Source organism: Micromonospora sp. S-DT3-3-22 (genome assembly GCF_015354745.1).
Lineage (GTDB): Bacteria > Actinomycetota > Actinomycetes > Mycobacteriales > Micromonosporaceae > Micromonospora > Micromonospora wenchangensis.
Map to the genome: position 1 here is coordinate 1 of NZ_JACGMO010000122.1, position 23702 is coordinate 23702.

Sequence of the window (23702 nt, forward strand, 5' to 3'; positions counted from 1 at the left end):
GGGCCACCTGCCGGCGGCCGGTCCGGGGCGGGCGCGGGGTCGACCGGGTCGCCGGTCGACGGCCGGTCGTCGCGGGGGGCGGCGCACAGCGCCAGGGTCCGCCCCGGGGGCTGGTGGTAGAGCCCGACCAGGGCCACCACCGTGGCGACGAACCCCGGGTCGGTGGCCAGGGTCAGGCCGTCCTGGAGGTGGGGGCGCAGGTCGAACCGACGCCAGATCCGGCCGACCGTGGACGCCGACAGTCCGCTGTGGACGGCCATCGACGCCCGGGACCACCGCCGTGCCGGGGCGGGCGTGGCGTCGAGGGTGGCCGCCACCACCCGGTCCACCTGCTCGGGCCGGACCGAGCGGGGCCGGCCGGCACGCGGGTCGTCGGCGAGCCCCGGCAGCCGCGCGGCGGCGAACCGGGAACGCCATTTTCCGACCGTCGCGGGTGAAACGTTCAACCGGGCCGCGACCTCGGTATTCGTGGCCCCCTCGGCACAGGCCAAAACGATTCGGCAGCGAATGGCGAACGACTGTGTCGAGTGTGCCGCGCGGGCCCCCTTCGTGAGCTGTTCCCGTTCCTCGTCGGTGAGCACCAGCCTGGCCTTCGGTCGCCCCTTCCCCATGCCGCGATCCTATCCGGATATGACATGGACTATTGGCGCGTGACGATGGTGGGAGCGGTTGCCGACGATTGCTCCGACGGTTGCCCTGGACGGTTCACGACGCGACTGAGTATGGTCCCGACGAGTCCCGGACTTGGGGGAAGGGGCCGCTACCGCAACGTTGCCGTGGCCCGTGTGGTGATCTGACATGGGGGGAACCGCTTCAGTGACCACGACCGATCTGCACGAGAGCATGACGTCGATCTGCGCCGAAGTCCTCCACCGGCCCACCGTCGGTCCCGACGACGACCTCGTCGAACTCGGCATGGACTCGGTGGGCGCGGTGGAGATCGTGACCCGGGTCGAGGCGGCGTACGGGGTGGACGTGGTCGACGTCATCTTCGACACGCCCACGGTCAACCGGCTCTGCGCGGTGGTGGAGTCCGCCGCCGTCCGCGACGAGTCGCATGCCTAGTCCGCTGGCCGAGCCGAATCTCGCCGACACGGCGAACCTGCTGGACCTCGTCACCCAGGCCGCGGCGGCCTACGGCGACGACCCGTACCTGCTCCCGGCGGAGCCCGGTGGCCGGGAGATCAGCTTCACCGACGTGCTGACCTTCACCCGGGGCTGCGCGGCGCTGCTCGACGAGCACCGGGTGCCGCCGGGCGGCCGGGTGGCCGTGGTCCTGCACAATTCGTCGCTGGCCGCGCTGCTGTTCCTCGGCGTCATCGCCGCCCAGCGGATGCTGGTGCCGCTGAACCCGAAGTCCGGCCCGGCCGAACTGGACACCCTGCTCGCCCACGCCGACGTCGCGCTGGTGCTCGGCCCGTCGTCGACGGCCGCGAAGGCGTCGCCGGGCCGGCGCTGGCTGACGGTGGACGACGCGGAGGGGTTCCTCGCCGCGATCCTCGACCGGGGCGTCGCCTACCGGGGGGAACTGGTCGCGCCCCCGGACGGCGGGGCGGGCGACGCCGAGATCGTCTACACCTCGGGCTCCACCGGCGCGGCCAAGGGCGTCGTGCTGTCCCACCGCGCCCTGCTGGCCAACTCGCTGGCGATGGTGAAGTGGGCCGACGCGGGCCGCGACGACGTCTTCCTCAACGTCATCCCGATGCTGCACGTCGGCGGGCAGGGCCTGCCCACGCTGACCCCGCTGTGGTCCGGGGGGCGTACGGTCTGCGTCCGTTCGGAGGTGGCGTTGGCCCGGTTCTGGAACTACGTGGACCGGCACCGTCCGACCTGGACCCTGGTGGTCAACGCCTACCTCGCGCACCTGGTGGAGCGACCGCAGCGGCCGGCCGACAGCCGGCTCAAGGGCGTCCTCGCCGGGGGCTCGGCACTCAGCCCCGACCTGATCCACCGGTTCGAGGGCACCTTCGGCATCCCGGTGTTCCAGGTGTACGGGATGACCGAGATGACCTCGCTGACCGTGGTGGAGCCCCGGGACCGCCGGCCGGGGGACCGGCGCAGCGCAGGCCTGCCGGTGCCGTTCGCCCGGGTCCGGGTCGTCGACGGCGACGGGCGGGACGTCGCGCCGGGGGAGAGCGGGGAGGTCCTGCTCAGCGGCCCCAGCATCTTCACCCGGTACGAGGCCGCGCCGGAACTCACCGCCGGGCGGCTGGTCGACGGCTGGGTGCGCAGCGGCGATCTCGGTCATCTCGACGAGCGCGGCGAGCTGACCATCGTCGACCGGATGGACAGCATGGTCATCGTCAGCGGCGAGAACGTCTACCCGGCCGAGATCGAGAACGTCGTGCCGCAGCTCGACGGGATCGCCGACGCGGTGGTCGCCGCGCTGCCGCACCCGGTGACCGGGGTGGAACTGGTGCTGGTCTACACCCTGCTGCCCGGCGCGGTCGCCGGGGAGGACGAATGGCGTGCGCTGCTGCGCAAGCAGCTCAGCGCGTTCAAGGTGCCGCGCCGGTTCGTCCCCCTGGCGCAGCTCGGGGTCGACGGTTTTCCGCGTACCCCGCTCGGCAAGATCCAGCGGTCGGACGTGCGGCGGCTGGCGATCAAGAACCTGACCTGAGTCACCGTCGGTAACGGACGAGGAGGAACGGGGGATCTGCCAGGAGATCGGTTCACCGGGGGTGCCTCCGGGTCCGTCGTCGTACCGTGCGAGTGTCGGTGCCCCCCTTTTCCGTAATTTGCGGGTGTGAATGCCAACAGGAGGCGAGCTGCGTTATGCCGGTGGAGATCTTTGACGACGAAGAAGTGGTGGTACGTACCCCCGACGAGCTGAAGCGCATGCCCCGGGGTTACCAGAAGGCGCTGATCAGCCAGATCATGATCAACACGGAGGGTGAACTCTCCGGCGGTGACGACTACACCATGATGTTCCTGCCGCTGGCGCCCAACGCCGAGGAGCGTCAGGTGTGCGCGGAACGGGCCGCCGAGGAGTACGACCACTACAAGATCGGTAAGCGGGTGCTGGCCGAGATCGGCATCGACACCTCGCACATGGAGTCCCAGTCCATCGAGGAGCGTCGGCTCTTCGCCGACAAGCGGCTGCACCAGTGCACCACCTGGGCCGAGCGTGGGATCTACTCGTACATCGGCGAGGAGAGCGCCCTGATCATGATCAAGGAGTTCGCCCAGGGCAGCTACAAGCCGTGGGCGGACGCGGTCCGGACGATCATCCTGGACGAGAAGATCCACATCGCGCACGGCGCCCGGGTCTGCCGCAACCTCGCCACCACCGACGAGGGACGCGAGCAGTTGCAGGCGGCGCTGGACCGGCTCTGGCCGGTCTTCCGCGACCTGTTCGGCACCCCGGAGTCCGAGCGGTCCAAGCGGGCGGTCCGCTACGGCCTGCGACGCACCACCAACGGCGAGGCGTTGCAGCAGTGGGAGAACACCGTCATCCCCCGGATCCACGCGCTGGGGCTCGTCGTCCCCGCCGTGGCCACCTGAGAGGACGCCCCGCCCATGCCCACCCCCATCGCGATCAATCCCCGTCCGCTGTCCCGGCGGGAGGCCAAGGTCCGCCTGGCGTCCCTGCTGGCCGACCGGCCCGACCTGGCCGCGCGGTTGCAGGTCGTCCGGGACATGGGCCGCCGGGTCAGCGCGACCGAGGTGCACCTCACCACCACCTGCAACATCCGGTGCAAGGGGTGCTGGTACTTCGAGGGCGGCTTCGACGCGGCCGTCCCCGAGACCTCCGACCCGGCGCTGATCTCCCGGTTCGTGGACTCGCTCGTGGCCAGGGGCGTCACCCAGGCGACCCTGATCGGCGGCGAGCCGACCCTGGTCCTGCCCCGGGTCGTGCCGTTCGTCGAACGGCTGCCGTACGTGACCATCTCCACCAACGGCATCCGGCCGCTGCCGATGAGCGGCTTCGAGCACGTGGCGGTCGCCATCAGCCTGTTCGGCGGCGGGCCCCTCGACGACGCGCTGCGCGGCTACCGGGTCAACGGCTCGTCGTTCTCCGGCCTCTTCGAGACCGCCCTCGGGCACTACCGCAACGACCCCCGGGTGATCTTCGTGTACGCCCTGTCCGAGGAGGGCCTGCAGTACGTCGAGCCCACCGTGCGGGCCATCCAGGACAACGGCAACCAGGTCACCTTCAACTTCTACTCCGCCCACGGCAGCGACCACGCCCTGCGGATCGAGAACGAGCAGCGCACCCTCGCCGAGGCGCTGCGGGTCAAGCAGGCGTACCCGGAGACGGTGGTCTGCCACCCGTACTTCATCGAGTCGCTGATCACCGGCCGCACCCACTGGGACGGCCAGTTCGGCTACGACGTCTGCCCCAGCATCAGCGTGGACCACCCGGACCACGCCGAGCGCATCCGCAACGGCAACCCGGTCCTGGACGGCTTCGCCGTCTACGGCGCCGACTACCAGACCCTCCAGTTCTGCTGCACCTCCGGCAACTGCGCGGACTGCCGGGACAGCCAGGGCGTCTACAGCTGGCTGCTGGTCAGCATGAACCGGTTCCTCGACGACACCGGCCGGCTGGAGACCTGGCTGGAGCTGGCCGAGAGCTACTGGCGTCAGTGGTACTGGGCGCAACGGCACCACACCAACTTCGCCCGCCGCGCCCCGTTGACGGCCTAGCCGATTCCCCTGCGAGACAAGGAGCACCCGGATGTCCTCACCATCGACCGAGATCACCGCCCCCGCCGTCGAGGAGCGCCTGCGCGCCGAACTGATCGACCTCGGCGTCGAGGAGGACGCGATCAGCACCGACGCCAAGTTCGACGCGCTGGACATCGACTCGCTCGACGTCGCCGACCTGATGGCCATGGTCGTCAAGGAGTACGGGGTGGAGATCCCGCGCAGCGAACTCGCGGACGTCACCATCGGTCAACTCGTCGAGCGGATCGTGGCGGGCGCGTCGAGTTGAGCTCGTTGCTGAGCCTGGACAAGCGCACCTACCTGGTCACCGGGGTCCTCAACAACGAGTCCATCGCCTGGCACGTGGCGGCGGCCCTGCAACGGGAGGGCTGCGAGGTCATCCTGACCTCGTACGGGCGGGTCGGCCGGATCACCCGCCGGGTGGCCGAGATGCTGCCGTCCCGCCCCGAGGTGCTCGACCTGGACGTGATGTCCGACGCGAGCGTCGAGGAACTGGCGGAGCTGATCGGCAGCCGCTGGGGCCAGCTCGACGGGGTGCTGCACAGCATCGCCGCCGCCCCGCCGGACGCGTTGGGGGCCGGGTTCGTCACCGCCGCAGCCGGCGGGGTGCTCGACGGGTTCCGCGCCTCGGCGTACTCGTTCCAGCAGCTCACCACCGCGCTGTCGCCGCTGCTGAGCCAGGCCCCCGGCGGCGGCGCGGTGGTCGGCCTGACCGTCGACTCGACCCGGGCGCTGCCCGGCTACGGGTGGATGGGGGTCTACAAGTCGGCGCTGGAGGCGGTCTGCCGCTACCTGGCGATGCACCTCGGCCCGACCGGGATCAGGGTCAACCTGGTCGCCGCCGGGCCGGTCGAGACGGTGTCGGCGCGCGGGGTGCGCACCTTCTCCGCCCTGGCCGACCAGTACGAGCAGTGGGCGCCGCTGGGCTGGGACCGGGCCGACCCGGCCCGGGTGGTCGGGGCGGTGCTGTTCCTGCTGTCGGACCTGTCCCGGTACACCACCGGGCAGGTGGTGCACGCCGACGGCGGCATGCACGCCGTCTTCGGCGGCGTCCCGGCCCCCGGCGCGGCTGCGGGGCCGGGGCCGGGCCCAGCTCCGGCGACACCGTCGCCACCAGACACCGCCGGCTGACACACACTGCGGGGAGGGACTGTGCGTCTCGTCATCAAGGGCACGGCCGAGCCACTCGTGGGCGAGTTCGACGTCCCGGCGTCGAAGTACCACGCGCACCGGGCGCTGATGCTCGCGTCGCTGGCCGACGGGACCAGTCGCATCCACGGGGCCTGCCACGCCGGCCACGTGCAGCACACCATCCGGGCGTTGCGGGACCTCGGCACGGCCATCACCGTCGAGGACGACGCGTTCGTGGTCCGTGGCGGCCGGTACCGCCCGGTCCGTCCGGAGGTCTCCGTCGGCAGTTCGGGCACCACGCTCTACTTCCTGACCGGGCTCGCCGCCCTGGCCGAGACACCGGTCGGCATCACCGGGCAGAAGTACTTCCGGCGGCGGCCGATCCGCCCGCTGCTCGACGCCCTCGCGGGCATCGGCGTGCAGATCACCTCCACCGGTGGGCTGCTGCCGATCCGGGTCGCCGCCCACCCGCCGACCGGGGGCCGGGTGCAGATCCCCGGCACGCTCTCCCAGTGGATCTCCAGCCTGCTGCTGGTCAGCCCGTTCGCCACCGGCCCCACCGTGGTCGAGGTGGTGGGCGAGTTCAACGAGCGGTCCTACGTCGAGCTGACGGTGGCGATGATGCGCCAGTTCGGCCTGCACGTGCAGGTCAGCGCGGACGGCCGCCGGTACGACATCGAGCCCGGCCAGCGGCCCACCCCGGCGGTGGTCCGGCTGCCGCCGGACGTCGGCGCCGCCGCGTTCGGCCTGGCCGCGACCGCGCTGCACCCGTCCGACGTGCTGTTCCGGGGGCTGCCGGCGGTCCCCGCGGGGGAACTGGACCACCCGGAGGCGCACCTGCTGGACAGCCTCACCACCATGGGCGTGCCGTTGACCCGCGACCCGGCTACCGGCTGGATCAGGGTGCGCCACGACGGGCTGCGGTTGGCCCCGGTGCGGGTGGACTGTCGCGCGGTGCCCGACATGCTGCCGGTGCTCAGCGTCCTCGGCTCCCACGCGCACGGCACCACCGTGCTCGACCACGTGGCCCACGTACGGCTCAAGGAGTCCGACCGGGTCACGGCGATGCTGCAACTCAACCGGATGGGCGGCCGGCTGCGGCTCGACGGCGACCGGCTCGTCTGCGAGGGGGTCGGCCAGTTGCGGGAGGCCGACCTGTCCTCGTTCAACGACCACCGGGTGCTGATGGCGCTGGCGGTGGCCGCCTCCCGGGCCACCGGCGAGAGCCGGCTGACCTACCCGAACGCCCACCGGATCTCCTTCCCGCAGTTCCTCGACCAGATGAACGCCGTCGGCCTCAACATGTCGGTCGACCGGGCCCGCGCCCGCCGCCTGCCCCGGCCCGCCGACCCGCCGCCCGCCGGTCGACGTGCCACCGGCGCGCCGGCCACCCGTCCGTCGCCGGCCCGCTCCGTCGGCCCGTCCGTGCCGACGGCCGTCCTGCCGACGCCTGCCGAACTGCCGACGCCGGCCGAACTGCCCACGCCGGCCGAGCTGGCCGCGATCCCGGTGGCCGAGCTGGTCCGGCGGCACGCCGACACACGCGGCGACGACGAGGCCGTGGTCGAGGCGGCCTCGCCCGGCCGGGCCGGCACCACGACGAGCTGGCGCGACCTGGACCGGGCCGCCGACCGGGCCGCGTCGCTGCTGCTGGAGCTGGGCGTCGGCCCCGGCGACGTGGTCGCCTGGCAGTTGCCCAACTGGACCGAGTTCGTGGTGCTCACGCTGGCCGCCACCCGGATCGGGGCGGTCTGCTGCCCGCTGATGCCGTTCTTCCGGGAACGCGAGATGAGCCGGCTGCTGCGCCGCTCCCGGGCCCGGGTGCTGGTGATCCCCGACCGGTTCCGGGGGCGCGCGCACCTCGCCGAGACCGCGGCGATGCTGGCCGGCCCGGACGCCCCGGGCGTGGCACACGTCCTCGTCGTCGCCGGCCACACCACCCCGGACGGCACCGCCGCCCCCGGGGACACCGCCGCACCGGCCGCCGCCGGGCTGCCGGCGGACACCACCGGCCTGCGCTGGCAGTGGTTCGGCCCGGCGCTGGCCCGGCAGCGGCCCGACGACGCCGCGCCGGCCGCCCGCCGGCCCGACCCGGCGGCGCTGGCCCAGCTGATGTTCACCTCCGGCACGTCGGGCGAGCCCAAGGGCGTGCTGCACCGCGTCGACACGCTGACCCGCGCCGCCGCCATGCAGGCCCGGCACCTCGGCCTGACCGCCGCCGACCGGCTGTTCATCCCGTCACCGCTGGCCCACCAGACCGGCTTCCTCTACGGCATGTGGCTGGGGTTCACCATCGGCGCGCCCGTGGTCCTGCAACCGATCTGGGACGGCCGGACCGCGCTGGCCACCCTGCACCACACCCGGGCCACCTTCGTCCAGGCGGCCACCCCCTTCCTCGCCGACCTCGTCGAGGCCGTGGAGACGGGCGGGCCGGCCCCGCCGGCGCTGCGGGTCTTCGTCGCCACCGGCGCGGCGGTGCCCCGCAACCTCGCCGAGCACGCCACCCGGACCCTCGGCGCTGCCGTCTGCGGGGCCTGGGGATCCACCGAATCGTGCCTCGGCACGCTCTCCGCGCCGACCGACGCCCCCGCACACGCCTGGGGCACCGACGGGCGGGCGCTGGAGGGGGTCCGGATCAGGGTGACCGACGACGCCGGCACCGTGCTCGGCCCCGGCGAGGAGGGCAACTTCGAGGTCGCCGGGGACTGCCTGTTCGCCGGGTACCTCGACCGCCCGGACCTGACCGCGGCGGCACTCACCCCGGACGGCTGGTACCGCAGCGGCGACCTGGCCACCATCGACGACGCCGGCTACCTGCGGATCACCGGCCGGGTGACCGACGTGATCAACCGGGGCGGCGAGAAGATCCCGGTGGCGGAGGTGGAGCAGCTGCTGCACACCCACCCCGCCGTCCGCGAGGTGGCGATCGTGGCGATGCCCGACCCGCGCCTCGGCGAGCGGGCCTGCGCGTTCGTGGTGACCCGCACGGAACTCACCTTCGCCGGGATGCAGCGGTTCCTCGACGGCCACAAGGTCGCCAAGCAGTACTGGCCCGAGCGGCTGGAGACGGTGGCCGCGCTGCCCCGCAACGTGGTCGGCAAGGTGCAGAAGTTCGTGTTGCGTGACCAGATCAGCGCAACGATCGGCGAGGAGGCAGAGTGACCCAGGCCGATGGCACGTCGTTCGCGACGTTGGCCCGCGAGGTCGAGGCGTTCGTCCGGGGCCCCGGCGAGGAGTACGCGGCGGCGATCGAACGCGACCGCAGCGTCCCCGCGCAGCTCTGGACGGACCTGCGCGACCGGGGCTACCTGCGGCTCGCCGCGCCGGTCGACTACGGCGGGGCCGGCCTGTCCTTCACCCAGTACCTGCACCTGCTCGAACTCTTCTCGATGTCGCACGCCTCGCTGCGGATGATCGTGCACGTCTGCAACGGGGTGTGGCGCTCCATGGACCAGTTCGCCTCCGACGAGCAGCGCAAGAAGTTCGTGCTGCCGCAGGTCGCCGGGGACCTGCGGGTCGCGTTCACGCTCACCGAACCGACCGCCGGCACCGGGGCCGACCTGCGCGCCAGCGTGGTACGCGACGGCGACACCTACCTGCTCAGCGGCGAGAAGCACCTGATCACCTTCGGGGTCAGCTGCGACTACTGGCTGCTGTTCGCCCGGCTCGACGGCAGCACCGGCAAGGACGGCACGGTGGCGCTGATGGTGGACCGGCACGTCGGGGGCGTCCGGGTCGAACCGATGCCCGACACCATGGGCGTACGCGGCACCGACCACGCGCACCTGATCTTCGACCGGGCGCCGGTGCCGGTGGCCAACCGGCTCGGCGAGGAGGGCGACGGGTTGGCGGTCGCGCTCGGCGGCTTCCTCACCCCGAGCCGGATCGGCGTGGCGATGACCTGCGTGGGGCTGGCCCGCCGGGCGCAGGAGCTGGCGGTCGAGCACGCCCGCACCCGGGTCACCTTCGGCAAGCCGCTGACCGCCCGGCAGGCGGTGGCGTTCGCGCTCGCCGAGAACGCCGCCGACATCGAGGCCGCCCGGCAGCTCACCCTGCACGCGGCCCGCCGCTGGGAGGTGGGGGAGGACGACGCCGGGGCGCTGTCCTCGATGGCCAAGCTGGTGGCGGTGGACATGCTGACCCGGGTCACCGACAAGGCGTTGCAGGCGCACGGCGGCATCGGCTACTGGGAGGGCAGCACCATCGAACGGGTCTACCGCGACGCCCGCGCGCAGCGCTTCGAGGAGGGCACCAACGAGATCCAGAAGACCGTGATCGCCCGGGAGATCCTGGCGGCCGGCCGGTGACCGCCTTCCAGGACCGTACCGCGCTGATCACCGGCAGCTCCCGGGGCATCGGCCGGGCGCTGGCGCTCACCCTGGCCCGGGGCGGCGGCTCGGTGGTGGTCAACTACAAGAAGAACGCCGAACTGGCCGAGCAGGTCCGTAAGGAGATCACGCAGCTCGGCGGGCGGGCCGTCACGGTGGCCGCCGACATGGAGCAGCCCGAGGACATCGAACGGCTCTTCGCGGTGGCCGAGCAGGAGTTCGGCACCCTCGACTACTTCGTGTGCAACGCGGCGGCCAGCTCGTTCAAGAACATCATGGACCTCAAGCCGCACCACCTCGACCGGTCGTACGCGATGAACATGCGCTCGTTCGTGCTCGGCGCGCAGCAGGCGGTGCGGATGATGCCCGACGGCGGCCGGATCGTCGCGCTGTCCAGCTACGGCAGCATCCGCGCCTACCCGACGTATGCGAACCTGGGCGCGGCCAAGGCCGCGATCGAGGCGTGGGTGCGGTACATGGCCGTGGAGTTCGCCGGACGCGGCATCAACGTCAACGCGGTCAACGGCGGCATCATCGAGACCGAGTCGTCCGGCTACTTCTACGACGTGCCCGGGATGGCCCCCCTGTCCGGGGTGCTGCCGCTGGTCCCCAAGCAGCGGATGGGCACCGCGCAGGAGGTCGCCGACGTGATCGCCTTCCTGCTCTCCCCGGCCGCCGAGTACGTCACCGGGCAGACCCTGGTGGTCGACGGCGGCCTGTCGATCGTCTCGCCGCCGTTCACCCGGGATCTGAGTGGCCCGCTGGCATGACGGCCGGACTGGACAGGGTGCTGCGGCCCGGCCGGATCGGCCGGCTGACGCTGCCGCACCGGATCGTGATGGGGGCGATGCACCTGGGCTGGGACCACCGCGACGACGACGGCCGGGCGCTGGCCGCGTTCTACCTGGCCCGGGTGCGCGGCGGCGCCGGGCTGATGGTCACCGGCGGCGCGGCGGTCAGCCCGGCCGGCGCCGACGTGCCGAGCTGCGGGGTGCTCGACGACACCGCCTTCCGGGCCCGGCTGCGCCGGGTCGCGGGGGAGGTCGGCGCGGCCGGCGGCCTGCTCGCCCTCCAGCTCTTCCACGCCGGCCGGTACGCCCGGCCGGCCATCGGCGGCCCCCATCCGGTGGCACCGTCGGCGGTGCCCAGCCCGATCTCCCGGCTCACCCCGGACGCGCTGCCCGCCGACGCGGTCACCGGGATCGTCGAGGACTTCGCCCGGGGCGCGTCGCACGCCCGTGACCTCGGGTTCAGCGCCGTGGAGATCATGGGTTCCGAGGGGTACCTGATCGACCAGTTCCTCTCCCCGCTGACCAACCGGCGCGACGACGAGTGGGGCGGCGACCCGCAGCGCCGGATGCGGTTCGGGGTGGCCGTGGTGGCGGCGGTCCGGGCCGCCGTGGGCCCCGACTTCCCGGTCGTGATGCGGATGACCGGTGACGACCTGCTGCCCGGCGGCACCGACCGGGACACCGTGACGGCGTACGCCCGCGCGCTGGCCGCCGCCGGTGCCGACGCGCTCAACGTCGGGGTCGGCTGGCACGAGTCGCCGGTGCCGACGGTGCAGGCGCTGGTGCCGCCGGGGCACTGGGTGCCGGTGGCGGCGGCGGTCAAGGCGGCGGTGGGCGTGCTGCCCGTGCTGGCCAGCAACCGGATCAACCGGCTGGCCAAGGCCGAGGCGGTCCTCGCCGGCACCCCGCTGGACCTGGTCTCGATGGCCCGCCCGTTCCTGGCCGACCCGGCCCTGGTCGAGCGGAGCCGCCACGGCCGGCCGGTGAACGTCTGCGTGGCCTGCAACCAGGCGTGCATCGACCGGTCGCTGGTGGGCGCGGCGGTGTCCTGCATGGTCAACCCGCTCGTCGGCCGGGAGGCCGACCCGGACGTCCTGGCCGATACGCGGCCCCGCACCGACCCGACGGCCCGGGTCCCCCTGGCGGTCCCGGCCGACCCGGCGGGCCGGGCCGGGTCGGTGCCGGTGGACGGGCCCCGCACGGTGGCGGTGGTCGGCGCCGGCCCGGCCGGGCTGCGCGCCGCCCACGACCTGGCCCTCGCCGGGCACCGGGTCACCGTCTACGAGGCCGACGGGGAGCCCGGCGGGCAGTTCCGGCTGGCCTGCCGGGTGCCGGGCAAGGCCGACTACGCCGAGGCGATCCGGTTCCTCACCGCCGAGCTGACCCGGCTCGGCGCGCAACTGCACACCGGCCGGCGGATCACCGACGCCGACGAGGACCTGCTGCGCCGCCACGACGGGGTGATCGTCGCCACCGGGGTGCTGCCGCGCCGCATCGACCTGCCCGGCGACGGGCTGCCGCACGTCCGCGACTACGGCACGGCCTTCGCCGACGACGCGCTCGGGCGGCGGGTCGTCGTGATCGGCGGCGGTGGCATCGCCGTGGACCTCGCCCACCTGGCCAGCCAGCGTCCGGACCGGCAGGTCACCGTCCTGCTGCGCGGCGGGCGGCTCGGCCCCCGGATGGGGCGCTCCACCCGCTGGGCGGTGCTGGCCGAGTTGCGCCGCCGCCGGGTCGACGTGGTGCCGGGCGTCCGCGACCTGCGCATCGACCCCGACGCCGTGCACCTGGTCGACGCCACCGGCGCGGAGCGGTCCGTACCCGCCGACACGGTGGTGGTGGCCGCCGGTCAACTGCCCGCCGACGGGCTGGTCCGGACCGTACGCCGGGCCGGGGTGTGGCACCGGGTGGTCGGCGGGGCCCGGGACACCACCGGGCTGGACGCGGTCCGGGCGTTCGCCGAGGGGCACGACGCCGCGCTGGCGTTCCAGCGGGCGGTGCGGACCCAGCGGGTCGGGGAGCCGGCATGAGCGGCGACGCGACGACGACCGGCACCGTGGCCGGGGTGGTCCGCCGGACCGCCGTGGACCGGTGGCGCATCGTCACCCTGCTGCCCCGGGCGGGCGTCCCGGCGGTGGGTGCCGCCGTGCTGGTCAACCTGCTGCTCGCCGCCGCGCCGGTGCTGTTCGTCGTCGCGACGAGCCGGATGATCGGCTGGCTGCCGCAGGCGGTCCGCGACGGCGTCGACGCGCCGGCCTTCGGGCACCTGGTGACCGCTTTCGTGGTGGCCGCCGGGGCGCTCAGCGCCCAGCAGTTGCTGGCCCAGCTCCAGGTCACCACGGGTCTGCTGGTGCAGCGTCGGATCGACGGCGCGGTGGCCGACGAGCTGATGGCGGCCGCGTTGGGCAGCACCAGCACCGCCCCGCTGGAGGACCAGGCGCTGCTCGAACAGCTCACCGAGGCGTCCCGCGAGGTCGAGCACGGCATCCAGAGCCCGGGTGCGGCGGGCGCCGGGATGCTGGCCCTGCTCGCCCGCTACGGGCAGCTCCTCGGGTACGCGGTGATCGTCGGCGCGGCCTTCGCCTGGGCGGCGGGGGTGGGTCTGCTCGTCGCCGTGCTCGCGTTCCGCCACGGTCAACGCGGCGGCCTGCGCCGCTACGCGGCGATCTACGGGGCGGTCGTGGCCCGGGTCCGCCGGTTGACCTACTTCCGGGGCGTGGCGATGGGGCAGCCGGCCGCCAAGGAGATCCGCGTCTTCGGTCTGCTGCCGTGGCTGCGCGAGCAGTACCGGCAGGCGTACCTGGACTGGATGCGTCCGGTGTGGGCGCAGCGGCGGCGGGTCTACCTGCGGCCGTACTTCCTCTACACCGCCGTCGGGTTGACGGTCCTCGTCGCGGTGCTCGCCGCGCTGGGGCTGGCCGGGGGGCAGGGCCAGGTGGGCCTGACCCGGCTGGCGTTGGTGATCCAGGCGGTGCTGGCGGCGGTGCAGCTCGGCGAGTTCTATCCCGAGGCCGACGTGCAGACCCAGTTCGGCATGAACGCCTACCGGGCCGTGGGCGAGTTCCGGGCCGGGATGCGCGACCGGACGTCCACCGACGACGCCCCGGCCGACGACGCCCCGGCCCCGACGGCGGCTGCCCAGCCCGCCCCGGCCCCGGCGGCGGACATCCGGTTCGAGGCGGTGTCGTTCCGCTACCCGCACCGCGCCACGCCGGTCTTCACCGACCTGGAGCTCACCCTGCCGGCGGGGGCCTGCACCGCCATCGTCGGGCTCAACGGCGCCGGCAAGACCACGCTGGTCAAGCTGCTGTCCCGGCTGGCGCTGCCGGACGCGGGCCGGATCACCGTCGGCGGCCGGCCGATCGACACGCTCCCGACGGCCCGCTGGCGACGCGACCTCGCCGTCATCTTCCAGGACTACCTGCGGTACGCCACGAGCGCGGCGGACAACATCGCGCTGGGGGCGATCCGGCACGCCGACGACCGGGACGGCATCCGGGCCGCCGCCGAGGCCGCCGGCATCCTCGCCACCCTCGACGCGCTGCCGCGTGGACTGGACACCCCGCTGAGCGGGCAGCTGCGCGACGGGGTGGACCTGTCCGGCGGGCAGTGGCAGCGGGTGGCCATCGCGCGGGCGTTGTTCGCCATCCGGCACGGCGCGTCGGTGCTGGTCCTCGACGAGCCGACGGCCAGCCTGGACGTCCGGGCCGAGGCGCGGTTCTTCGACGAGATCATCGCCGCCACCCCGGGGGTCACCACGATCCTGATCTCGCACCGGTTCGCCACCGTCCGCCGGGCGGACCACATCGTCGTGCTGGCCGAGGGGCGGGTGGTCGAGCAGGGCTCGCACGCGGAACTGCTCGCCCTGGGCGGCCGGTACGCCCGGCTGTTCACCCTCCAGGCGGAGCGCTTCGCCACCCCCGCCGCCGACACCCCGCCGGCCGACGACCCCGACCCCGGTGCGCCGGTCGACGATCCGGACGGCGGCGCGGTGGACGTCGGGTCGACCCGGAGCGTCCGGTGAACCGGGGCCTGCTCTCCGCCGGCTGGGCGCTGTGGCGCACGTCGCTGCGCCAGGACCGGCGCAAGGCGCTCACCGCGCTGGTCCTGGTCGTCGCGGGTGCGGTGGCGTGGCCGTTGGTGGCGGTGCTGCTGCGGGTGCTCTTCGACGCGGTCACCGCCGGCCGGTCGGTCGCCGCGAGCCTCGCCGGGGTGGGGGTGGCGGTCGGTCTGATAGCCGGGCTGACCCTCGGTCACTTCGCCCACATCGCCTACTTCGAACTCGCCGAACTCGACGTCCTGCACGTGCACCAGGAGTTGATGGACGCCACCAACGGCACGCCGGGGATGGCGCACTTCGAACGGTCCGCGTTCGCCGACAAGATCACCGTGCTGGAGCAGGATGTCGAGCAGCTCCGGGTCGGCCTGCAGGCCGTGCTGACCGGCGTCGGCCTGGCCGTGGCGATGACGTTGACGACGGTGGTGCTGGCCGTGCTCCACCCGCTGTTGTTGCTGCTGCCGCTGGCCGCCGTGCCGCCGCTGCTGGCCGGCCGGTGGGCGGAGCGGATGGTGAACCGGGCCCGGGAGGCGGGTGCCGAGTCCACCCGCCGGGCGGCCGGGCTGTTCCGGCTGGCCACCGACGCCGCCGCCGGCAAGGAGCTGCGCATCTTCGGGCTCACCGGGGAGGTGCGGCGGCGGCACCGCGGGCACTGGCAGGACGCCACCCGACGGTTGTGGCGGGCCCAACTGGTGGCGAGCCTGGTCCGGATGACCGGCCAGTTGGCGTTCGCCGCCGGGTACGTGCTGGCGGTGCTGCTGATCCTGCGCGACGCCGTCGCCGGCCGGCGCGGGGTGGGTGACGTGATCCTGGTCGTCACCATCGCAGCCCAGGTCAACCAGCAGGTCGCCGCAGCGGTCGGGGTGTTGCAGGACCTCCAGCGGCTGCGCAGCGTCTACCGCCGGCTCGACAAGGTGCACGACCTGGTCCGCGCCGCCGACCGGCACCCGTCGCCCGCCGACCCGCTGCCCGGTCCCGCCACCGTCGGGTCGCTCGCCGCTGTCGAGCCGCCCGTCGCCGTCGGGCCGGCCGTTGCGATCGGATCGGCCGTTGCCGTCGGGTCGGCCGCCGCCGGTGCGCCGCCGGCCCGGCTGCGGGAGGGCATCCGGCTGGCCGGGGTGACGCTGCGCTACCCCGGTGGGGCGGAACCGGTGGTCACCGGGCTGGACCTGCACCTGCCGGCCGGTGCCACGGTCGCCGTGGTCGGCGAGAACGGCGCCGGCAAGACCACCCTGGTCAAGCTGCTCTGCGGCCTGCTGACGCCGACCTCCGGCCGGATCCTCGTCGACGGCATCGAACTGGCCGCGCTGTCCCTGCCGGGCTGGCGCGAGCGGATCGCCGCCGGCTTCCAGGACTTCGTCCGCTTCGAGCTGCCGGCCCGGCAGGCCGTGGGCGTCGGCGACCTGCCCCGCCGCGACGACGATCAGGCGGTACGCGCGGCGCTGGGCCGGGCCGGCGCCGACGACCTCATCGGGCAGCTCGACGAGGGACTCGACACCCCGCTCGGCCGCAGCCACACCGACGGGGCGGAGCTGTCCGGCGGCCAGTGGCAGAAGCTCGCCCTCGGCCGGGCGTTCATGCGCGACGACCCGCTGCTGGTGGTGCTGGACGAGCCGACCGCCGCGCTCGACGCGGAGGCCGAGTACGCGCTGTTCGCCCGCTACCGCGAGCAGGCGCGGCAGGTGGCCGCCCGGACCGGCGCGGTCAGCGTGTTCGTGTCCCACCGGTTCTCCACCGTGCAACTGGCCGACCTGATCGTGGTGCTCGCCGACGGCGGTGTCGCCGAGGCCGGCAGCCACGCCGACCTGCTCGCCGCCGGGGGTCAGTACGCCGAGATGTTCGAGCTCCAGGCCAGGGCGTACCGGTGACCGGCCCCCAACGATTGCGGAGGACATGGCAGTGACCAGCGCGACACAGACCGACGAGTTCGACCCCTTCTCGCCCGAGTCCATGGACGACCCGTACCCCGCCTACGCCGAGCTGCTGCGCGCCGAGGAGCCGCTGTACCTGGCCCAGCGCGACATGTGGCTGGTGATCCGCTACGAGCACGTCCGGTTGGCGGCGAAGAACCACACCGGCCTGTCCTCGGCCGACGGGATCGCCTACCACCGCTCCACGTTGCCGGTGCTGTTCGGGCTCGACCAGCCGGACCACACCCGGCTGCGTGCCCTGATCCGGCACGACTTCTCCCCGCGCGGGGTGCAGTTCTGGCGGCCGTTCATCGAGCGGGTCTGCGGCGACCTGCTCGACGAGGCCGTGGCCACCGGCGACATCGACCTCGTCCAGCAGGCGATCATCCTGCAACCGGTGAAGGTCATCACCACCATCGTCGGGGTGCCCGACGACAACCTCGCCAAGCTCAAGCTCACCGCCGGGGTGCTGGAGAGCTTCATCGCCAACGCGAAGGTCGGCGAGGACGCCCCCGAGGACCCGGACGAGAACGCGCTGCGGTTGCAGGCCGCGAAGGCGGCGCTGTCGTCGGTCGCCGGCCTCTCCGGCTACCTGGGCAACCTGCTCACCCGACGGCGGGACGAGCCGGCCCGCGACGACGTGGTGTCGAAGCTGTTCGCCGCCGCGGCCTCCGGCGGGGTGACCGAGAACGAGATCCTCTGGCTGTGCCTCACCCTGCTGGTCGGTGGGCAGGAGACGATGACCCACTTCCTGGGCAACATGCTCGACGCCCTGCTCAACCATCCCGACCAGTTGCGCCTGGTACGCGAGCGGCCGGAGCTGATCGGGCCGACGATCGAGGAGACCGCCCGGTTCTACCCGCCGGTGCAGAACGTCTTCCGCACCGCCACGACCGACGTGGTGGTCGGCAACACCACCATCCCGAAGGACGCCCGGGTGGAGCTGTCCTTCGCCGCCGGCAACCGGGACCCGCGCAAGTTCCCCGACCCCGACGACTACCGGATCGACCGGGTGACCGACGGCCACCTCGGCTTCGGGGCGGGCATCCACACCTGCGTCGGCGCGCACCTGGCCCGCCTGCAGGCCACCACGTTCCTCCGGATGCTCCTCGACCGTACCGACGACATCGAACTCATCGGCGAGCTGGTCAAGGTCAAGAGCCCGGCGTTCCGGGGGCTCGACCACCTGCCGCTGCGGCTGACGCCGAGGTCGTCCGGCCCGGTCGCGCGGGCGTAGTGGGTACCGAGGACCGTGGAAAGGGGGAACGGGTGACCGACACCAGCACCAGCGCGGGCACACTCAGCCTGACGTTCACCGGGGACGGGGCCGGCACCGGGCCGCTGACCTGGGCGCAGAGCGTCATGTGGGGGCCGATGCAGTGGTTCGGCAAGGAGGCGAACCAGTTCAACATCGGGCGGGCCCTGGTGCTCCCCGCACCGGTCGCGCCGGACCGGTTGACGGCCGTGCTGCGGCACCTGGTCGAGACGTACCAGACCCTGCGGACCCGGTACGTCCAGCGGGCCGACGGGCCGCGTCAGGAGGTCGCCGCCACCGGGGCGTACGACGTGGTGCTGGTCGACGACCAGGGTGACCCGGCCCGGGTCGGTGACGACCTGGTCGCGACGCTGACCGAGGCGGCGTTCGAGCACGAGGCGCAGTGGCCGCTGCGGGTCGGCTGCGCCCGGGACCGGGCCGGCCGGATCACCGCCGTCGCCCTCGTCGGCTCCCACCTGGCGTTCGACGGCTGGGCCTTCACCACCCTCACCGACCTGCTGCTCGACCGGCTCACCGGGGCGGCACCGGCCCCCGACGCCGCGCCCCCGGCCGGCGGTGTGCCGCAGCCGTTGGCGCAGGCCGCCTTCCAGCGGTCGCCGGCCGGCCAGCAGACCAGCCGGCTCGGGCTGCGGCACTGGGAGCAGGGGCTGTCCGCCGCGCCGGCCTCGATGTTCGACCTGCCGACCGCGCCGATCGGCGACCAGCCCGTCGAACGGCACCTGCTGGACTCCACGGCGGTCACCGCGGCGGCGACCGCCCTGGCCACCCGGACCCGCACCTCGTTCTCGACCGTGCTGCTCGGCCTGACCACCCTGATCCTGACCGCCTACAACGGGCACCGCACCGCCGTGTTCAAGCTGATCGCCGGCAACCGGCTGGACCGGGACAGCCGCGACCTGATCGCCCTGAACACCCTGGACGCCCTGCTGGTCCACCGGGTCGACGACGACGTCGACCTGCTCACCGTGATCCGGCAGCTGCACCGGCCGGCGTTCGACGCGTACCGGCGGGCCCAGTGCGACCCGGCCGAGGTGCGCCGGGTGGTCGAGCGGGTCGGCCGGCGGCGCGGGGTGGCGTTCGACCTGTCCGCCTACTTCAACAACGGGCACCGGGGCAGCGACTGGGCCACGCCCGACCCGGACCCGGGGCCCGACCGGCTCGCCGTGCTGCGCCGGGATTCCCGCTACTCCCGGCTGGAGCCGCTGTCCAAGAGCGACATGAGGTTCTACGTCGCCGCCAGCAACCTGGGCGACGGCCGGTGCCGGCTCGGGCTGCTGGTCGACACGGCGTACCTGCCGGGGGCGCTCGGCGAGACCGTCATCCGGGGGATCGAGACGCTGTTGTGCGCGGCGGTCACCGAGGAGGTGCGGGTCGCCGAGATCGCCGGACGGATCGGCCTGGCCCCGGCCCGCCGGGGGACCGACTGGGTGTCCACCCCGGTCGGCTGGGTCCGTCCGCAGGCGGTGGCGGACCTGGTCGGCGAGGTGGCCGGGGGCGTCTCCGCGGCGGCCCTCGTCGACCCGACGGGCGACGGCGGGGTGACGGTATACGTGGCCGGCTCCGCCTCACCGCAGGAGCTGCACCGGCGGGTCCTCGACGCGCTGCCCGGCCGGCCCGGGGTGGCCGCGCCGACGGAATACGTGATCTGCCGGTCCGCGCCACCTGCGGGGGCCGGGCCGGACGCCTGGCGGGACATGCCGGTGCTCGCCCGGGGACCGGGCCGCGATGCGTAGGGCGGCGGACGGGCCACCGGATGCCGTGCACGGATGCCGGGCGTCGATGGTGACTGATAGTGTTCTATCGGTCGTTCGGTGGCGGGAGAACGGAGCCGGGGCACGATGCTGGGGGGCGACGGCGAGATGATGACCGACGACGTCGTCATCACCGGGATCGGTGCCGTCACGCCGCTCGGCCTCGACCGCGACAGCACCTGGCAGGGCCTGCTCGCCGGCAAGTCCGGTGTCGGCCCGGTCACCGCCTTCGACGCCGGCGCGCTGCCCACCCGGATCGCCGCCGAGGTGCGCGGCTTCGAGCCGGCCGAACACTTCACCGGTAAGCAACTGCGGCGGATGGCCCGGTTCAGCCAGTTCGCGGTGGTCGCCACCCGCGAGGCGGTCGCCGACGCCGGGCTCACCGTCGACGCCGGCAACGCCGCCCGGGTCGGCGTGGTGGTCAACGCAGCGGTCGCCGGCTTCGACACCGTCGAGGCCACCGTACGCGGGCTGCTCGCCCCCGAACCGACCGCGCCCCTGTCACACTTCGTGCCGTCGTCGCTGACCAACATGCCGGCGTGCGAGGTCGCCATCGAGGTGGGCGCGCACGGGCCGGTCAACGCCAGCGCGCTGGCCTGCGCCAGTGGCGCGTACGCGCTGCTCGACGCCCGCCGGTTGATCCTGTCCGGGGAGGCCGACGTGGTCATCTGCGGCGGCACCGACGCGGCGATCACCCCGGCCATGTTCGCCGGCCTGGTGAGCATGGGGGCGATGTCCCAGCGCAATGACGACCCGACCGGCGCGAGCCGGCCCTTCTCCGCCGACCGGGACGGCTTCGTCTTCGGCGAGGGGGCGGTGATCCTGGTGCTGGAGTCCGCCGCGCACGCCCGCCGCCGGGGCGTCACCCCGTACGCCACGGTCGCCGGAGGCGCGCTGACCAGCGACGCGTTCCACGTCAGCGCCCCCCGCCCCGGCGGGGTGTTCGCCGCCGAGGCCATCCGCCAGGCGCTCGACCGGTCCGGGATCCACCCCGACCGGGTCGACTACATCTGCGCCCACGGCACCTCGACGAAGGCCAACGACCTGACCGAGACGGTCGCCATCCGGGCGGCCCTCGGGGCGGCGGCCGACCGGGTCGCCGTCAGCGCGCCCAAGTCGATGCTCGGGCACCTGATCGGCGCGGCGGGCGCCCTCGGCGCGATGGTGTGCGCCCTGGCGATCCGCGAGGGCGTCGTCCCGCCGACGGTCAACCTGCACCAGCCCGACCCGGACTGCGATCTGGACTACGTGCCCCACCAGGCCCGGGAGACGCCGGTGCGGGCGGCGCTCACCAACGCCTTCGGCTTCGGCGGGCAGAACTGCGTCGTCGTGTTCACCGATACCCCGTCGCGAGGAGAGTCCGGATGACCGCGCAGTTCCCGCTGATCCCCACCGACCACCCCACCCCGCCGCAGACCCGGGAGGAGATCCTCGCCGACCCGGGTTTCGGCCGCTACTTCACCGACCACATGGCCACCGCCGTGTGGTCGCCCGACGCCGGCTGGCACGACCACCGGGTGGGCGCGCTGGAGCCGTTCACCATGCACCCCGGCGCGGCGGTCCTGCACTACGCGCAGGAGATCCTCGAAGGGCTCAAGGCGTTCCGGCACGCCGACGGCAGCATCTGGCTGTTCCGGCCGGAGCTCAACGCCCGCCGGTTCGCCGCGTCGGCCCGCCGGATGGTCCTGCCGGAGCTGGACGAGGAGAGCTTCATCGAGAGCGTGGCCGCCCTGGTCCGCGCCGACGAGGCGTGGGTCCCGCCGTACGGCGGTGAGCAGAGCCTCTACCTGCGCCCGTTCATGTTCGCCTCGGAGGCGTTCCTCGGGGTGCGCCCCGCCCAGCACGTCACGTACTGCGTGCTGGCCTGCCCGGCCGGGTCGTACTTCCCCAACGGGGTCACCGGCGTCACGCTCTGGGTCAGCACCACCTACAGCCGGGCCTCGATCGGCGGCACCGGCGCGGCCAAGTGCGGCGGCAACTACGCGGCCAGCCTCGCCCCGCAGCGGGAGGCCCTCGGTCACGGCTGCGAGCAGGTGCTCTACCTGGGCGGCGAGGGGCGGCGCAGCATCGACGAGTCGGGCACGATGAACGTCTTCTTCGTCACCCGCGACCACCAGCTGCTCACCCCCGGCCTGGGCACCATCCTCGACGGGGTGACCCGCGACAGTGTGCTGACCCTCGCCGCCGAGCACGGGCTGGAGCCGGTGCAGCGCACCATCGACCTGGACGAGATGCGCACCGGGTTCGCCGACGGGTCGATGACCGAGGCGTTCGCGGCCGGTACGGCGGCGGTGATCACGCCGATCGTCGGGCTCAAGAGCGACGAGTTCGCCCTCACCATCGGCGACGGGGCGCCGGGCAAGTACACCCAGCAGTTCCGGGAGCGGCTGCTCGACATCCAGACCGGCCGGGCCGCCGACCCCCACGGCTGGATGCGCCGGGTGCTGTAGTGCCCACCCCGATCGCGGTCGTCGGGATGGCGGTCCGCGCGCCCGGCGGGGTGTCGAGCCTCGACGCGTACTGGTCGGCGCTCGTCGCCGGCCGGGACCTCACCGGCGAGCTGCCCGACGACCGTCGGGCCGGGTTCGGCACGCAGTGGGACGGCATGGTCACCCGGGGCGGCTACCTCGACGCCGTGTTCGACTTCGACGCGAAGTTCTTCGGCATCTCGCCCCGGGAGGCCCGGGTCCTCGACCCGCAGCACCGGCTGCTGCTGGAGGTGGTCTGGGAGGCGTTCGAGGACGCCGCGATCCCGGTCGCCACCGTGGCCGGCAGCACCGGGGTCTTCGTCGGGGTGACCGGCCGGGACTACCGGCAGTGGCTGACCGGGGACCCCAACTCGTACTGGACGATCGGCAACGGGCACAGCTTCACCGCCGGGCGGGTCGCGTACACCCTGGGGTTGCGGGGGCCGGTGTTCGCGCTGGACACGGCGTGTTCGTCGTCGCTGGTGGCGGTGCACACGGCGGCGCGGGCACTGGCGGCGGGTGACTGTGACGCGGCGGTCGCCGGCGGCGTCAACCTGATCCTCGCCCCGAGCACCACCCGGTCGGTGGCGCAGACCGGCGCGTTGTCACCGGACGGCCGGTCGCGTCCGTTCGACGCCGACGCCAACGGGTTCGTCCGGGGTGAGGGCTGCGCGATGCTGCTGCTCAAGCGGCTGGCCGACGCGCAGCGTGACGGTGACCGGGTGCTCGCGGTGCTGCGCGGCACCGGGATCAACCACGACGGCCGGACGGCGACGTTCACCACGCCGAACGTGTCGGCCCAGGCGGAGCTGATCGACGCGGTGCTGGCCGCCGCCGGGATCGCCCCCGATGAGGTCGGCTACCACGAGGCGCACGGCACCGGGACCCCGCTGGGTGACCCGGCCGAGATGTCGGCGGTCGCGGCGGCGTTGGGCCGCGCCGACGGCCCGCCGCTGCACGTGGGTTCGGTGAAGGGCAACATCGGCCACACCGAGTCCGCCGCCGGGGTGCTCGGGCTGGTGAAGGCGGTGCTCTGTCTCCAGCGGCGCACCATCGCCCCGCAGGCCAACTTCCGTACCCTCAACCCGCGCATCGACCTCACCGGCACCGGCATCACGATCCCGGTCACCCCGCTCGACTGGGACGACCGGTTCGGGGCCTGCGCGTCGACCAGCTCGTACGGGATGAGCGGCACGAACGCCTTCGCGGTGCTGTCGCCCGCCCCGCCGGTGCCGCCGGCCGTGCCGCCGCCGGTGGACGGGTTCCCGGTGTCGGCGGCCACCGGGCCGGCGCTCGCCGCGTTGGCCCGCCGCTACGCC

Annotated in this window: 18 protein-coding genes; 17 read left to right on the plus strand and 1 reads right to left on the minus strand. The window is 73.8% G+C overall.

Features of this window, described 5'->3' with window-relative positions; translation table 11 throughout:
• Nucleotides 1-611: helix-turn-helix domain-containing protein (locus tag H1A17_RS27360; RefSeq protein ID WP_194823222.1), on the minus strand; the 611-nt coding region annotated here is incomplete at its 3' end.
• A 205-nt stretch (nucleotides 612-816) separates the two neighbouring features.
• On the opposite strand from H1A17_RS27360, the gene H1A17_RS27365 reads away from it, so the two are divergent.
• From H1A17_RS27365 to H1A17_RS27445, 17 genes are all read left to right on the plus strand, one after another.
• Complete coding sequence (locus H1A17_RS27365) at nucleotides 817-1065, plus strand: acyl carrier protein (RefSeq protein WP_168222477.1); 249 nt, start codon at nucleotides 817-819, stop codon at nucleotides 1063-1065.
• Nucleotides 1058-2620, plus strand: coding sequence for a class I adenylate-forming enzyme family protein (locus tag H1A17_RS27370; RefSeq protein ID WP_145919584.1), 1563 nt, complete (start codon nucleotides 1058-1060; stop codon nucleotides 2618-2620). Before H1A17_RS27365 ends, H1A17_RS27370 begins: the two co-directional genes overlap by 8 nt.
• 161 nt (nucleotides 2621-2781) lie before the next feature.
• Complete coding sequence (locus H1A17_RS27375; RefSeq protein ID WP_205789460.1) at nucleotides 2782-3504, plus strand: Phenylacetic acid catabolic protein; 723 nt, start codon at nucleotides 2782-2784, stop codon at nucleotides 3502-3504.
• 15 nt (nucleotides 3505-3519) lie between these two features.
• A complete protein-coding gene (locus tag H1A17_RS27380) occupies nucleotides 3520-4650 on the plus strand; it encodes a radical SAM protein (RefSeq protein WP_088646324.1) in 1131 nt (376 codons plus the stop codon).
• 31 nt (nucleotides 4651-4681) lie between these two features.
• Nucleotides 4682-4939, plus strand: a complete 258-nt coding sequence (locus H1A17_RS27385) for an acyl carrier protein (RefSeq protein ID WP_088646323.1) — start codon at nucleotides 4682-4684, stop codon at nucleotides 4937-4939.
• Nucleotides 4936-5802 carry an SDR family oxidoreductase gene (locus H1A17_RS27390; protein WP_228544328.1) on the plus strand — a complete coding sequence of 289 codons (867 nt, stop codon included), beginning with the start codon at nucleotides 4936-4938 and terminating at the stop codon, nucleotides 5800-5802. The genes H1A17_RS27385 and H1A17_RS27390 overlap by 4 nt, the downstream gene beginning before the upstream one ends.
• A gap of 21 nt (nucleotides 5803-5823) precedes the next feature.
• Entirely contained in the window at nucleotides 5824-8964 is a 3141-nt protein-coding gene (aroA, locus tag H1A17_RS27395) for a 3-phosphoshikimate 1-carboxyvinyltransferase (protein WP_194823223.1), read from the plus strand.
• Nucleotides 8961-10109: an acyl-CoA dehydrogenase family protein gene (locus H1A17_RS27400; protein WP_145919586.1), complete on the plus strand. Its 1149-nt coding sequence runs from the start codon at nucleotides 8961-8963 to the stop codon at nucleotides 10107-10109. Before aroA ends, H1A17_RS27400 begins: the two co-directional genes overlap by 4 nt.
• Entirely contained in the window at nucleotides 10106-10900 is a 795-nt protein-coding gene (locus H1A17_RS27405; RefSeq protein ID WP_194823224.1) for an SDR family oxidoreductase, read from the plus strand. The genes H1A17_RS27400 and H1A17_RS27405 overlap by 4 nt, the downstream gene beginning before the upstream one ends.
• Complete coding sequence (locus tag H1A17_RS35900) at nucleotides 10897-12951, plus strand: FAD-dependent oxidoreductase (RefSeq protein ID WP_194823225.1); 2055 nt, start codon at nucleotides 10897-10899, stop codon at nucleotides 12949-12951. Before H1A17_RS27405 ends, H1A17_RS35900 begins: the two co-directional genes overlap by 4 nt.
• Nucleotides 12948-14945: an ABC transporter ATP-binding protein gene (locus H1A17_RS27415; protein WP_194823226.1), complete on the plus strand. Its 1998-nt coding sequence runs from the start codon at nucleotides 12948-12950 to the stop codon at nucleotides 14943-14945. The genes H1A17_RS35900 and H1A17_RS27415 overlap by 4 nt, the downstream gene beginning before the upstream one ends.
• Nucleotides 14942-16846 carry an ABC transporter ATP-binding protein gene (locus H1A17_RS27420; RefSeq protein ID WP_309236886.1) on the plus strand — a complete coding sequence of 635 codons (1905 nt, stop codon included), beginning with the start codon at nucleotides 14942-14944 and terminating at the stop codon, nucleotides 16844-16846. The genes H1A17_RS27415 and H1A17_RS27420 overlap by 4 nt, the downstream gene beginning before the upstream one ends.
• Before the next feature lie 31 nt (nucleotides 16847-16877).
• Nucleotides 16878-18125, plus strand: coding sequence for a cytochrome P450 (locus H1A17_RS27425; RefSeq protein WP_168222478.1), 1248 nt, complete (start codon nucleotides 16878-16880; stop codon nucleotides 18123-18125).
• Nucleotides 18126-18157: 32 nt separating this feature from the next.
• Nucleotides 18158-19897, plus strand: coding sequence for a condensation domain-containing protein (locus H1A17_RS27430; RefSeq protein WP_194823227.1), 1740 nt, complete (start codon nucleotides 18158-18160; stop codon nucleotides 19895-19897).
• 105 nt (nucleotides 19898-20002) lie between these two features.
• A complete protein-coding gene (gene fabF / locus H1A17_RS27435) occupies nucleotides 20003-21283 on the plus strand; it encodes a beta-ketoacyl-ACP synthase II (RefSeq protein ID WP_228544329.1) in 1281 nt (426 codons plus the stop codon).
• Nucleotides 21280-22365 (plus strand): branched-chain amino acid aminotransferase, encoded by a 1086-nt coding sequence (locus H1A17_RS27440; RefSeq protein WP_145919592.1) that lies wholly within the window; start codon nucleotides 21280-21282, stop codon nucleotides 22363-22365. The genes fabF and H1A17_RS27440 overlap by 4 nt, the downstream gene beginning before the upstream one ends.
• Nucleotides 22365-23702 (plus strand): polyketide synthase (locus H1A17_RS27445; protein WP_309236887.1); only part of this gene is annotated, 1338 nt, incomplete at its 3' end. The genes H1A17_RS27440 and H1A17_RS27445, both read left to right, overlap by 1 nt.